Genomic DNA, 13,231 nt, shown 5'->3' with positions numbered 1-13,231 from the left:
TTGTCAGAATTTGTTATTTTTCATCTTCCACAACTTCCACAGAGTTTTCCACAGCTGTTGAAGTCTCGGTATCTGGGGTGGTGTCCTCGGGCTCCTTGTCGGCCAGGGCCAGGGCGATGACCCCGTCCCCGTCCTCCTTGAAGCGCATGACGATGACGCCCTGGGTGGAGCGGCCCGCCATACGGATGCCGTCCACATCGGTGCGGATGAGGGTGCCGGACTGGGTGACCAGGATCAGATCCTCGCTGCCGTCCACCACCTTGATACCCACCACCGGGCCGGTCTTCTCGGTGACCATGTAGTTGCGGATGCCCAGACCGCCACGGTTGGTGATCCGGTACTCCTCCACAGCGGTGCGCTTGCCGTAGCCGTTCTGGGTGATGGAGAGAACCGCCTTGCCGGGGGTGGCCCGGGCAGCGCCCACCACATAGTCCCCTTCCTTCAAGCGGATGCCCCGCACGCCCACAGCGGTGCGGCCCATGACACGGACATCGTTCTCATCAAAGCAGATGGCCTGACCGTCGTGGGTGGCGATGAGGATGTTTCTCGTGCCGTCGGTCTCCCGCACGGTGATGAGCTCATCTCCCTCCTCCAGGGTGATGACCCGCAGACCGTTGTTGCGCAGGTTGCGGAGGGCCTCCACGGCAATGCGCTTGACGGTGCCGTTGCGGGTGACCATCACCAGGTAGCGGTCTTCGGCGGTGAGGTCCCGGGTGTGGATCATCTCGGTGACTCGCTCGTCCCCGTCCACCTGGAGCACATTGACGATGTTGGTGCCCCGGGCGGTGCGGCCCGCCTCGGTGATCTGGTAGCCCTTCTTGCGGAACACCCGGCCCTTATCGGTGAAGAACAGGATCCAGTCGTGGGTGGAGGCGGTGAACACGGTGTTCACATAGTCCTCCTCCCGGGTGGCCATGCCCTTCTTACCCATACCGCCCTTACCCTGGGCGGCGTACTCGCTGGCGGAGGTGCGCTTGATGTAGCCGTTGGCGGTCATGGTGAACACGCACTGCTCCTCCACGATCAGGTCTTCAATGTCCAGATCGTCCTCGGCAAAGCCGATCTCGGTGCGGCGCTCGTCGCCGTACTTGTCCCGGATCTGAATGAGCTCCTCTTTCAGCACGCCCCGCAGCATATTCTCGTCGGAGAGCAGCTGGTTATAATATTCGATCCGGGCCTGCAGCTCGTCAAACTCCGCCTGCAGCTTCTCCCGGTCCAGGCCCTGGAGGGCCTTCAGGCGCATATCCAGAATGGCCTGGGCCTGCACGTCGTCCAGGCCGAAGCGCTCCATCAGCTTCTCCTTGGCGTCGTCGTAGCTGGAGCGGATGATGCGGATGACCTCGTCAATGTTGTCCTGGGCAATGAGCAGGCCACGCAGCAGGTGGGCACGCTCCTGGGCCTTTTTCAGGTCGTACTGAGTGCGGCGGGTGATGACTTCCTCCTGGAAGGCAATATACTCGTCTATGATCTGGCGCAGGGTGAGGATTTTAGGCTGCTTTTGGTTGTTCACCAGGGCCAGCAGCACCACGCCGAAGGTGGTCTGCATCTGGGTCTGGGCAAAGAGCCGATTCAGGGTGACCTGGGGGTTGGCGTCCTTTTTCAGCTCGATGACAATGCGCATGCCCTTCTTGCCGTCGGACTCGTCCCGCAGCCCGGAGATGCCCTCCAGACGCTTGTCCTTCACCTGCTCGGCGATGTTCTCCACCAGCCGGGACTTGTTGACCTGGTAGGGCAGCTCGGTGACGATGATGCGGGTGCGGCCGTTGCCGAACTCCTCCATCTCGGTTCTCGCCCGCACCCGGATGTGGCCCTTGCCGGTGGCGTAGGCGGCCCGGATGCCGGCCCGACCCATGATGACGCCCCGAGTGGGGAAGTCAGGGCCTTTGATGTGCTCCATCAGGTCGTCCAGAGTGGCATGTTCATTGTCCAGCACGCAGATGGTGGCGTCAATGACCTCTGCCAGGTTGTGGGGCGGGATGTTGGTGGTCATGCCCACGGCGATGCCGGAGGAGCCGTTGACCAGCAGGTTGGGGAACCGGGAGGGAAGCACCCGAGGCTCTTTCAGAGACTCGTCGAAGTTGGGGTCCCAGTCCACGGTGTCCTTGTCGATGTCCCGGAGCATGTCGTTGCACATTTTGGACATTCTAGCCTCGGTGTAACGGTAGGCGGCCGGGGGGTCGCCGTCCACGGAGCCGAAGTTGCCGTGGCCGTCCACCAGGGGATAGCGCATGGAGAAGTCCTGGGCCAGACGCACCATGGCGTCGTACACAGAGGCGTCGCCGTGGGGGTGATATTTACCCAGCACGTCGCCCACGCAGGTGGCGGACTTCTTAAAGGGCTTATCGCTGGTCAGGCCGCTTTCATACATGGAGTAGAGGATGCGGCGGTGCACCGGCTTCAAGCCGTCCCGCACGTCAGGCAGGGCACGGCCCACGATGACGGACATGGCGTACTCGATGTACGCATTTTCCATCTCGTGCTCCAAATTGATCTCTACAATTTTCTGGTCGGGAAAGGTAATATCCCGGCTCTGGTAATCTTCTTTGTTTGCCATGGATGCAATCTCCTCAATAGTCCAGGTTCATGGCCTTTTCGGCGTTTCTCTCGATGTATTCCCGACGGGGCTCCACCTTCTCGCCCATAAGCAGAGTGAAGATCTCGTCGGCCCGCACCGCATCCTCCAGGGTAATGCGTTTGAGGGTACGGGTCTCCGGGTTCATGGTGGTCTCCCACAGCTCGTGGGGGTCCATCTCGCCCAGACCCTTGAAGCGGCTGATATCCACCTTGGCGTTGGGGTTGTCCCCACGCATCTCGGCGGAAATCTGGTCACGCTCGGGGTCGGAGAAGGCCACACGGGTGGTCTTGCCCCGGGTCAGCTTGTACAGGGGGGGCACAGCGGCATACACATAGCCCCGGTCAATGAGGGGGCGCATGAAGCGGAAGAAGAAGGTCAAAAGCAGAGTACGGATGTGGGCGCCGTCCACGTCGGCATCCGCCATGATGACCACCTTGTGGTAGCGCAGCTTCTCCTCGTCAAACTCGTCACCCAGACCAGCGCCCAGGGCGGTGATGACGGGGGTGAGCTTGTCGTTGCCATACACCTTGTCCGCCCGGGCTTTCTCCACGTTGAGCATCTTGCCCCACAGGGGGAGAATGGCCTGGAACCGGGAATCACGGCCCTGCTTGGCAGAGCCGCCAGCGGAGTCACCCTCCACGATGTAAATTTCGGTCAAAGCGGGGTCACGCTCATAGCAGTCGGCCAGCTTGCCGGGGAGGGTGGCACCCTCCAGGGCATTTTTGCGCCGGATGTTCTCCCGGGCACGGCGGGCAGCTTCACGGGCCCGGTTGGCCATCATGGCCTTTTCCAAAATGGTGCGGCCCACGGCGGGGTTCTCCTCCAAGAACTGCTCCAGCTTGTCGGAGACCACAGCGTTGACCAGGGTGCGGATCTCGCTGTTGCCCAGCTTGGCCTTGGTCTGGCCCTCAAACTGGGCCTCGGTGAGTTTCACGGAAATGACGCAGGTCAGGCCCTCCCGGCAGTCCTCGCCGGAGACCTTGTCGTCCCCCTTCAAAAGCCCCGCCTTCTTGCCGTAGGCGTTGAGCACGTTGGTGAGAGCACGCTTAAAGCCCTCCTCGTGCATACCGCCCTCGGGGGTGTGCACGTTGTTGGCGAAGGACACGATGACCTCGTTGTAGCTGTCATTGTATTGCAGGGCGATCTCTGCCATGGAGTCGTCTTTGGACCCTGCCATGTAGATGACCTCGTCATGCAGGGCGGTCTTGTTCTTGTTGATGAAGGTGACAAACTCCCGGATGCCGCCCTGGTAGCACATGGACTCCTCCTGCTCCTGGCCCTGACGGCGGTCAGCCATGAGGATGTGGATGCCGGCGTTGAGAAAGGCCTGCTCCCGCATCCGCTTGTGGAGGATCTCGTAGTCATACACGGTGTCCTCGAACATTTCCGGGTCTGGCTTGAACACCACCTCGGTGCCGGTGTGGTCGGTGGTGCCAATGATGGTCATTTCCTGGGTGATATTGCCCCGGGAGAACTTCATCTCATAGATGTTCCCGTTTTTGTGCACCCGCACCTCCAGCCACTCAGACAGGGCATTGACCACGCTGGCGCCCACGCCGTGGAGGCCGCCGGAGACCTTATAGCCGCCGCCGCCGAACTTACCGCCGGCGTGGAGGACGGTATACACCACCTCCAGGGCGGGCCGTCCGGTCTGGGGCTGGATGTCCACGGGGATGCCGCGGCCATTATCGGTGACCCGGATCACATCCCCATCCAAAATTTCCACGGTGATGGTGTCGCAGTACCCGGCCAGAGCCTCGTCGATGGCGTTGTCCACGATCTCATACACCAGGTGATGGAGACCGGAGGACGAGGTGGAGCCGATGTACATACCCGGGCGCTTGCGCACCGCCTCCAGCCCCTCCAGCACCTGAATTTCCGATGCGCCGTATTCGTGCTCCACGGCGGTGGGGCTGTGTTCCAAAAGTTCTGACATTGCTAGTTCCTCCCGAATAAACGTTGGTTCAAAGGTAAACTTCCGTTGTAGGGGCGGGGCTTGCCCCGCCCAAAGTGTCCCTGGCATGGCCCTGTTTCCTGCGGGAGGGGCAAGCCCCTCCCCTACGCAGATCCTCCGCCCAGGACTTTATTCAAAATCCGTGCCGCTTCAGCGGCACACCGTACTTATTCACGATTCATTCTTCACTTTTCACTGGCATCCAGCACCGTCCAGGGGTTGGATGCCGCCCGCTTGGCCAGGGTGGCGGTGTTGAACTGGGAGAGAAATACCACTTCCTCCCCCTCCTCCGTCTCACACACGATAAAGGAGCGAGGCAGATCCTCTCCCACGAAGATGACCCGTCCTTCCTCCTCCGCCCGGTCCAACAGCTTCCGGGTGCGGTGGGACCAGGTGGTGTTGTCCAAATCGAAGATGCCCACAATGTCCTCATCGGGCATCATCACGTTTTGTCCCAGATACAAATACACAGCCCTTATCCCTCCTGTAATGCCCCTTGGCAGATGTGGAACACCTTCCCCTGCTCCAAAAGTTCCTCCTTCTCCACCTCACAGCAGGTGATGAACACCTGCCCCGTGGGGATGCGGTTGAGCACAAACTCCTGCCGCCTGCGGTCCAGTTCACTGAGCACATCGTCCAGCAGCAGCACCGGCCACTGTCCGGTGTCCTGGAACATGATGTCCCGGGCCGCCAGCTTCAGGGCCAGAGCGGCGGTACGGGTCTGCCCCTGAGAGGCAAAGCCCTTGGCGGACTGGCCGTTGATACTGAGCACCAGATCGTCCTTGTGTGGCCCGGACAGGCAGCTTCTGCTTTGAATTTCCGCCCGTTTGTGGCTGTCCATGTGGTCCAGCAGCTGCTCCAAAATCACTTTGGGAGCGGCCAGTGGGTCGGTAACGGTGGACACGGTGTGGTAGGAGAGATCCAGCGCCTCCCCGCCCCCGGAGCAGTCGGCGTGGATGGCGGGGGCAGTCTCCTGGAGCCTGCGGACAAAATGGGCCCGGTAGTGGATCAGGATGGCCCCATACTCCGCCATTTGCTGGGAAAAGGCGTCTAGCGCATACATCAGTGATGGCTTTTCCCCGCAGTCCCGCAAAATCCGGGTCTTGTGCTCCCACAGCCTGCGGTAGTTGGATAGGGCCATGGCGTACCGGGGGCGCAGCTGACAGATGCAGTCATTCAAAAACCGGCGCCGCACCCCGGCCCCCTCCCGGATGAGGTGGAGATCTTCAGGGCAAAACAGCACCGACGGCAGCAGCCCCGAAAGCTCCCCCAGGGTTTTCAGCCCCACCCCGTTGCAGGTGAACTTCCGCCGGGCGCCCACTGGCAGCAGAGCCTCCAGCACCAGCTCCCGCTGGCCGTTGAAGAGCTGCCCGGTGACCTGGGCACGGGGTGCGCCAAACTGCACCAGCTCCCGGTGGTTCCGGGCCCGGTGGGAGCCTCCCGAGGAGAGATACCCAATGGCCTCCAACAAATTGGTCTTGCCCTGGGCGTTCTCCCCCACGATGACATTTACCCCAGGGTGAAACGCTGCCTCCAGGTGGGTGTAGTTGCGAAAGTGCTCTAAGGTGAGATGCTGGACGGTCATTCCACCGTCAGCTCCAGCTGCTCATCCACCTCCACCACGTCACCGGGGCGGATTTTCTTGCCCCGCATGGTGCACACTTCCCCGTTGACCTTCACCAGACCGTCCTGGACGATCTGCTTGGCCTCGCCGCCGGTGGCCACAGCGTTGGCAAACTTCAAAAGAGAGTCCAGTTTGATGAACTCGGTGGTAATCGTAATGCTATCCTTTTGCATATCAATTCTCCTTAAAACCGCCAAATGAACCAGAGAAAATGAATCATGAAGAACGAATAATGAATGATTGTGGTGTGCCGCAAGGCGGCACAAATTTAACATGGGCGAGACTGCTGTAGCATCTTGCAGGGGCTGGGCAGCCCCAGGGCCTGCATTCTTCATTCTTCATTAAATATACACCCATGGTGTATATTTATTCGCCCGCTTTCAGCCGCACCGGCAGGATCATATACAGGAAGTTATCGGGCTCCCCATCCTTGGGCAGCAGCAGACAGGGGGAGGTGGGGGAGCCCAGCTCCATGCGCACCTCCTGGGCGGGGGCGGCCTTCACCGCTTCCATCAAATACCGGTTGTTGAAGCCGATCTCCAGACCCTGGCCGTCCCCGGCGATGGGGCAGCGGTCGAAGGCGGAGCCGATGGCGGTGCGGGAGGAGATGGCCAGAGAGCCATCCTCGAACTTGCACCGCAGGGGGCTTTTCAGCTTATCGTTGATAATCAGAGAGGCACGGTCGATGGACAGTTGCAGCATGGAGGTGTCCACATACAGGGAAATGGGGTTGTTTTGGGGGATTGTCTGGCGATAATTGAGAAATTCGCCCTCCAAACGGCGGGAAACCAGCAGAGTCTGACCCACCTGGACGGTGACGTGGCGGTCACCCAGGGTGACGATCACTTCTTCGTCGCTGTCCCCGCAGATGCGCTCCACTTCGGTCAAAGCGGCTCCAGGCACCACAAAAGAGAAGGTATTCATGCCGAATTTGCGGATAAAAGCTTCCCGGCGCAGGGCAAGACGGTAGCCATCCACAGCTACCACAGTCAATGTGGAATCTTCCACTTCAAACAAAGCGCCGGTGTGCACCGGACGGGACTCGTTGGTACTCACGGCGAACAGCACCTGGGAGAGCATGGAGCGCAGGGCGCTTTGGGTCAAAGTCACGGAACTTCCGTCGTCCACGGCGGGCAGGTCGGGAAATTCGTCAGCGGGGCTGCCCATAATGTCAAAAGAGGTGGGTCCACAGGAGATGTGGACGGAATTTCCCTCGGTGGAGACGGTGATCATGTCGTCGGGCAGCTTCCGGATGATCTCACCAAACAGTCTTGCCGACAAAATGAGAGAACCAGGCTGAGACACTTGAGCGTCTACCTGGGTAATGATCCCGGTTTCCAGGTTATAGCCGGACAGGCGAAGTCCATCGGTGGAGGCTTCCACTAAAATACCTTCCAGAGCAGAAATGGTACTTTTTGCAGCTACCACACGACCGGCGATTAAAACGGCGGATTGCAAAAGAGCTTTTTCACAGGAGAATTTCATGGTGTGCGTCCTTTCTCGTTTCCCCGCCAAAAAAGAGAGGAAAGGTTAATAAAATTCGTAGTAGGCAGTAGGGGCTACGGAAGTTGTGGAAATTTCCACAATCCTTACGGCCCCAGGGGTTTGAGGGGCTGACCAGTTTCCACACAGCTTCCACATGACATCTCGGATCCATGTGTGAATGGGACGTTCCACATCACTTCCACACCACAGTCCACAACATTGTGGAAAACTTGGTGCAAGTTGTGGAAGAATTTTTGAGTGGGGAAAAGGCGTATTACCAGGCCGAGTTCACGGCGTTGGTGATGTCCCGGATGATCTCGGTGAGCTCGGGCTGATCCTTCATCATCTTCTCCACCCGGTTGATGGAGTTGAGCACGGTGGAGTGGTGACGGCCGCCGAACTGCTGGCCGATCTCCGCCAGGGACAGCTGGGTCATTTCCCGAATAATATACATGGCCACGTTGCGGGCGGTGGCGATCTCCTTGTTCTGGCTCTGGCCACGGAGCACATCACTGTCCAGCTCATAGAACCGGGCCACCTCTTGGATGATGGTTTCCGCCGAGGGCAAAAAGTCCTCTTTGGCCCGCAGGATGTCCCGCACAGCCCGGATGGTGTTTTCCACGTCCACCTGGGCGCCCATCAGCTCCTGGAAGGCCATGATCTTGTTGACCACGCCCTCGATTTGCCGCACGTTGGAGGTGATGTTCTCCGCCACATAGGACAAAACCGGGTCGGGCAGCACAATGCCCCGTTCCAGAGACTTGTTTTTCAGAATGGCCATACGGGTCTCGTAGTCCGGGGGCTGGATGTCGGCGGGGAGGCCCTGCTCAAAGCGGGTTTTCAGACGCTGCTCCAGCCGCAGCATCTCCTGGGGCGGACGGTCGGAGGTAAAGACGATCTGTTTTTTCTGCTCATACAGAGTATTAAAGGTGTGGAACAGCTCCTCCTCGCTGGAGTCCTTGCCGGCAATGAACTGCACGTCGTCCATTAAGAAGAGGTCCACGGTGCGGTACTTGTCCCGGAAGCCCTGCATATCGTTGCCGTGGCGCAGGTTGGAGATGAGCTCGTTGACGAAGTCCTCGCTTTTGATGTACATAATGCGGTAGGCGGGGTGGTTTTCCCGTACCCGATTGGCAATGGCGTGGAGCAGGTGGGTCTTGCCCAGACCGGACTGGCCGTAGATGAACAGGGGGTTATAGGCTCCTCCAGGCTCGTCGGCCACCTTTTCAGCGGCGGTAAAGGCGAACTTGTTGGTGGAGCCCACCACGAATCGGTCGAAGGTGTACTCCTGGAAGGCGGGGTCCCCGGGCTGGGTGGGGCCGGTCTTGCGGTACTGATCCCGCTCTTCCGGCAGCATCAGGGAGACTGCCACGTCAAAGGAGAACAGCTCCCGCAGCCCATCCTCCACGGATTTGAGAAACCGGGTGCGGATGATGTTTCGCTTAAACTCTGTGGGCACACACAGGATCAGCCGGGTGTCCTCCAGGGCCACCGCCTCCACATCACCAAACCAGGTCTCAATGGACACAGCGGTCATATCCTTTTCCATGAGGGTCTTTACTTTTTCCCATACGTCAGCAGCCGATTTCATGGCTTGAGCCTCCTCAACTTACAAGAGAGTATTTCAGCCTTCCACACCCTGTGCGGAAAAACAGGCCGCTAAGGGGAGCGACAGATGGAATCCATCGCCCTGTGTGCAGTGTAGCGGCGCACCTCAAGGCACGGTGATAGGGCTTGAGCGGCCCTATGTGTAAGCGCGCAAAAAACCATTCCCCTGGTAAGTGGGCCGAGGCATTTGACGCAAAGCGTCAAAGCCCCGGTGGATGACGCACCGGGGAAAGGAATATGTGTACATTGTGGTTTGGCATACATTATAGCAAAAAAATATGAAAAGGGCAATTCTTATTTATATTGTAGCCAAAAATTTTTCCACAAAACCTCCACACAGTGGGGAAAAACGGCGGGTGTTGTGAAGAAGGTCAAGAATTACCACAATATCTTGTGCTGGTGGGGTGTGGAGAAAAAATATCGGAATTTTTCTTGACAGAAGGGGCGGATTTGGGTATAATTTCGTGTGCGCTATTGAGCGCATTGATTTTACCGACCGCATCCCCTACGGGATGTTGTGGAGGGCGGCACGGCGTCCACGCTGTGCTTTGCCAATCTGTACAGGAGGTGTTTCCGCATGGTTCGTACCTATCAGCCCAAGAAGCGTCATCGCTCCAAGGTCCATGGTTTCCGCAAGCGCATGGCCACTGCCGACGGTCGCAAGGTTCTGGCTCGCCGCCGCGCCAAGGGCCGCGCTCGTCTCACCCACTGATGGTGGCAACAGCGGCAACATCGGAATATAAGAATAAGGCTGGGGCGCGGGAGTAAATCCCTCGCCCCTGGCTTCATATGGAGACCTTTTCATCCATGCCCCTGCGGCCCCTTGCGGCCCTTTTCCGCCCCAAATTCGTTGCGGCTTTTTGAAATACACCAAGTATTTCTGTAAAGCCCCGCCTCTTTGGGACGAAAAAAATCTCGCATGTGGCTCTTGGGGATGGCTGGAAACGTCTCCTGTGGAGACCTCTGGAGGTTGCCGTTTCAGGATTCCGATGTTTCCACCCTGATGAAGGGAGTTTTTTTGTGAAATACACGGTATCAATCAAGGAAAACCACATTTTCCGCCGCCTGTACCGCAAGGGAAATACCGCCGCAGACAGCCGTCTGGCGCTGTATGTGCGGAAAAACGGCCGCAACAGCAATCGGCTGGGCCTCACCGTGTCCACCAAGGTGGGACATGCTGTGGTGCGCAACCGGCTGCGCCGCCGCCTGCGGGAAATCTACCGCCTGCATGAGCATGAGCTGGTGCGGGGGATAGATCTGGTGGTGGTTGCCCGGGTGCGGGCAGGCTCTAGCCGCTATCGGCCGCTGGAGGAGTCCTTCCTTCGCCTGTGCCGCAAGCTGGATTTGATGGAGAAGTAAGTGTATGAAGGCAGTTTTGCTGTTTTTGGTGCGCTTTTATCGAAAAAACATCTCTCCGGCCCGGCAACCCTGCTGCCGCTTTATCCCCACCTGTTCCACCTATGCCCTGGAGGCCATTGAGGTACACGGGGCGGTGAAGGGTGGGCTGCTGGCGGTGTGGCGGGTGCTGCGCTGCCATCCGTTTCACAAGGAAAAAGGCTTCATCTACGACCCTGTTCCACCGAAAAAAACTCGATTGTCCAGGAGGTAACACATGGATATCTGGCAAATTGTGCTCATGCCCTTTAGTTGGCTGCTCAAAACCTTCTGTCAGGTGTTTGACAACTATGGCGTGGCCCTGATCCTCTTTACTCTGGTGGTGAAGATCATCCTCTTCCCCCTGTCCCTCAAGGGCAAAAAGAGCATGATCAAGATGAATCTGCTCAGCGGCCAGATGAAGGAGATCCAACAGCGCTGCGGCACCGACCGGGAGCGCTATAACCAGGAGATCCAGAAGCTCTATGCGGACAACCACGTCAGCCCCATGGGTGGCTGTGGCTGGTCCATGGTGCCTCTGCTGATCCTGATGCCTCTGTATGCCATCATCCGCCGGCCCTTGAAGTACCTGATGGGTCTGACCGATGCAGGCACCACCGCTGTGGCCAGCGCACTGGGTGTGGCTGGCTTCCAGGCTGGCTCCGGCTTTGGCGAGTTGACTCTGGCCGCTCAGTTGAATGCTGGCAACCTGTCCACCGCCAAGGAGGCTGTCACCGCAGCGGGTCTGTCCGCCGGCGGCCTGTTCGTCATCAACTTCAACTTCCTGGGGCTGGATTTGTCCCAGATCCCCAGCCTAAACTTTTGGCAGGGCGGCATCACCCCCAGTGCTGTGGGCCTGTTTTTGCTGCCTATCATCTCTGCGTGTCTGTCCCTGCTGTCCATGATGGTGTCCCAGCGCACCAATAAGATGAACGCCAACCAGGACACCAACGGCAGCATGCGTTCCATGATGATCATCAGCCCCCTGATCTCTCTGTGGATCGGCTTTACCATGCCTGCGGGTCTGTGTCTGTACTGGATCTCCAACTCTCTGTTCATGATGGTGCAGGAAGTCATCTGCGGCAAGATCCTGAAGAAGGACTATGAGGCTGCCCAGCGTGAGATGGAGGCCCGGGCTGCCAAGGCCAAGGAGGAAGAGAAGGAGCGCCGCCGTCAGGCCGCTCAGCGTAAGGCTCAGGCCATGGCCGCCAATAAGGGCAAGAAGGTCCAGCACAAGGAAAAGAAGGGCAAGGGCGTGGACGTCACTGCCAGCCAGAGAGGGGATCGCCCCTATGCCCTGGGCCGCAGCTACGACCCCAACCGCTATCCCATCACTCCCTATGTGGATCCCAACCCCACCCGCCAGACGGTGGAAGAGGATGTGGAGCCGGAGGAGACGGTGGCCCAGCAGCCGGAGACCCCGGTGATTCCCCCTGTGTCCACCCCTGAGGAGCCTGTGCAGGCCCAGGAGCAGGAGCAGGCCGGAGACTATGAGGAGGCCTACGCCCCCGAAAGCGAAGAGCAGGATCCCAAGGACTGAGAGAGGAGTGCACCATCGTGCTGAAGTTTATTGAAGTCACAGGCAAGAACGAGGACGAGGCCATTGCCAAGGGTCTGGCCCAGCTGGGTCTGGATCGGGACGATGTGTCTCTGGAGATTTTGGAGCGGGGCAAGACCGGGTTTTTGGGCATCGGTTCGGTGCCTGCCAAGGTGAAGCTCACCTACGAGGCCCCCGACGAGGAAGAGGTTGTGGAGGCTGCCGCCCCTGTTGCCCCCGCCGCTCCCGCCAAGGCGGAGGAGCCTGAGCAGGAGGCTGAGGAAACTTCCACACCCGTGGAGGAAGTTGTGGACGACGAGGTGGCCCAGGCCATTGTCCGCTTCCAGTCCGGCCTGTTTGCCCAGATGGGTGTGGAGGCCAGCTCCCGGATCACCCGGGACGGGGACACCTACCAGGTGGTGCTGGAGGGCGAGAACATGGGCGCTCTCATTGGCCACCGGGGCGAGACCCTGGACGCCATTCAGCAGCTCACCGGCTATGTGGTCAACCGGGGCCGCAGCCACCGCTATCGCATCCATGTGGATGCGGAGGGGTATCGTGCCCGCCGGGAGGAGGCCCTCCAGCGTCTGGCCCACAAGACTGCCGCCAAGGTGGTCAAGTACCGCCGCAACATTACCCTGGAGGCCATGAACGCCTACGAGCGGCACGTCATTCACGCCGCTTTGCAGGACGTGGCCGGTGTGAGCACCTTCTCCACCGGCACTGAGCCCAACCGCCGCACCGTTGTGGCCTACGATCCCCAAAAGCGCTGAGAGATCAACAACTTCATGGCCTGCTGTGGAAATCCACGGCAGGCCATTGTTGCACTTGTGCTGCCATCAAGAGCAGACTTGCCAGCCTGGTGACGCTCCGCTGGGGTGACTTTCTGATTGGGCAGAAAGTCACCAAAGACCCACCAAAGGCGGGGCCTTCCCCCGCCTTGTGGAATCCACCCCGCTTTCCCATGCTGTGAGGAGTTGCTTTCCAGGACGGGCCGAAGGGCGGTTACCATGCCAGGGAGGAAATGGTGCTCTCCCCCACTCCATAGCTGCTGGGGGGTGCTCCGTTCTCCTG

At 59.3% G+C, this 13,231-nt stretch carries 12 protein-coding genes; 5 read left to right on the top strand and 7 right to left on the bottom strand.

Features of this window, described 5'->3' with window-relative positions:
* Window positions 1–13: 13 nt before the first annotated feature.
* From gyrA to dnaA, 7 genes are all read right to left on the bottom strand, one after another.
* Window positions 14–2,554: a DNA gyrase subunit A gene (gyrA, locus tag H9X86_RS06015; protein WP_204900663.1), complete on the bottom strand. Its 2,541-nt coding sequence runs from the start codon at window positions 2,552–2,554 to the stop codon at window positions 14–16.
* A 13-nt stretch (window positions 2,555–2,567) separates the two neighbouring features.
* A complete protein-coding gene (gene gyrB, locus H9X86_RS06010; RefSeq protein ID WP_204900662.1) occupies window positions 2,568–4,511 on the bottom strand; it encodes a DNA topoisomerase (ATP-hydrolyzing) subunit B in 1,944 nt (647 codons plus the stop codon).
* A gap of 203 nt (window positions 4,512–4,714) precedes the next feature.
* A complete protein-coding gene (remB, locus tag H9X86_RS06005; protein WP_204900661.1) occupies window positions 4,715–4,999 on the bottom strand; it encodes an extracellular matrix regulator RemB in 285 nt (94 codons plus the stop codon).
* Between the two features lie 5 nt (window positions 5,000–5,004).
* Window positions 5,005–6,114 (bottom strand): DNA replication/repair protein RecF, encoded by a 1,110-nt coding sequence (gene recF, locus H9X86_RS06000; protein ID WP_204900660.1) that lies wholly within the window; start codon window positions 6,112–6,114, stop codon window positions 5,005–5,007.
* A complete protein-coding gene (locus tag H9X86_RS05995; protein WP_204900659.1) occupies window positions 6,111–6,326 on the bottom strand; it encodes an RNA-binding S4 domain-containing protein in 216 nt (71 codons plus the stop codon). The genes recF and H9X86_RS05995 overlap by 4 nt, the downstream gene beginning before the upstream one ends.
* 193 nt (window positions 6,327–6,519) lie before the next feature.
* Window positions 6,520–7,638: a DNA polymerase III subunit beta gene (gene dnaN / locus H9X86_RS05990; RefSeq protein WP_204900658.1), complete on the bottom strand. Its 1,119-nt coding sequence runs from the start codon at window positions 7,636–7,638 to the stop codon at window positions 6,520–6,522.
* A gap of 274 nt (window positions 7,639–7,912) precedes the next feature.
* Window positions 7,913–9,229 (bottom strand): chromosomal replication initiator protein DnaA, encoded by a 1,317-nt coding sequence (gene dnaA / locus H9X86_RS05985; protein WP_204900657.1) that lies wholly within the window; start codon window positions 9,227–9,229, stop codon window positions 7,913–7,915.
* Window positions 9,230–9,823: 594 nt separating this feature from the next.
* Between dnaA and rpmH the strand changes: the two genes are divergently transcribed.
* From rpmH to jag, 5 genes are all read left to right on the top strand, one after another.
* The gene (rpmH, locus tag H9X86_RS05980; protein ID WP_204900656.1) at window positions 9,824–9,958 is read left to right on the top strand and encodes a 50S ribosomal protein L34; all 135 of its coding nucleotides are present in this window, start codon (window positions 9,824–9,826) and stop codon (window positions 9,956–9,958) included.
* 308 nt (window positions 9,959–10,266) lie between these two features.
* A complete protein-coding gene (rnpA, locus tag H9X86_RS05975; protein WP_204900655.1) occupies window positions 10,267–10,605 on the top strand; it encodes a ribonuclease P protein component in 339 nt (112 codons plus the stop codon).
* A 4-nt stretch (window positions 10,606–10,609) separates the two neighbouring features.
* Complete coding sequence (gene yidD / locus H9X86_RS05970) at window positions 10,610–10,855, top strand: membrane protein insertion efficiency factor YidD (protein ID WP_204900654.1); 246 nt, start codon at window positions 10,610–10,612, stop codon at window positions 10,853–10,855.
* Window positions 10,856–10,858: 3 nt separating this feature from the next.
* On the top strand, window positions 10,859–12,160 hold the full coding sequence (locus H9X86_RS05965) for a YidC/Oxa1 family membrane protein insertase (RefSeq protein ID WP_204900653.1): 1,302 nt from the start codon (window positions 10,859–10,861) through the stop codon (window positions 12,158–12,160).
* Between the two features lie 17 nt (window positions 12,161–12,177).
* The gene (gene jag / locus H9X86_RS05960) at window positions 12,178–12,930 is read left to right on the top strand and encodes an RNA-binding cell elongation regulator Jag/EloR (protein WP_204900652.1); all 753 of its coding nucleotides are present in this window, start codon (window positions 12,178–12,180) and stop codon (window positions 12,928–12,930) included.
* Window positions 12,931–13,231: the final 301 nt, after the last annotated feature.

Origin of the sequence: Pseudoflavonifractor capillosus, from assembly GCF_016902575.1 — a bacterium.
GTDB classification, from domain to species: Bacteria; Bacillota; Clostridia; order Oscillospirales; family Oscillospiraceae; genus Enterenecus; species Enterenecus capillosus_A.
This window is presented reverse-complemented; position numbering and strand designations above follow the sequence as displayed.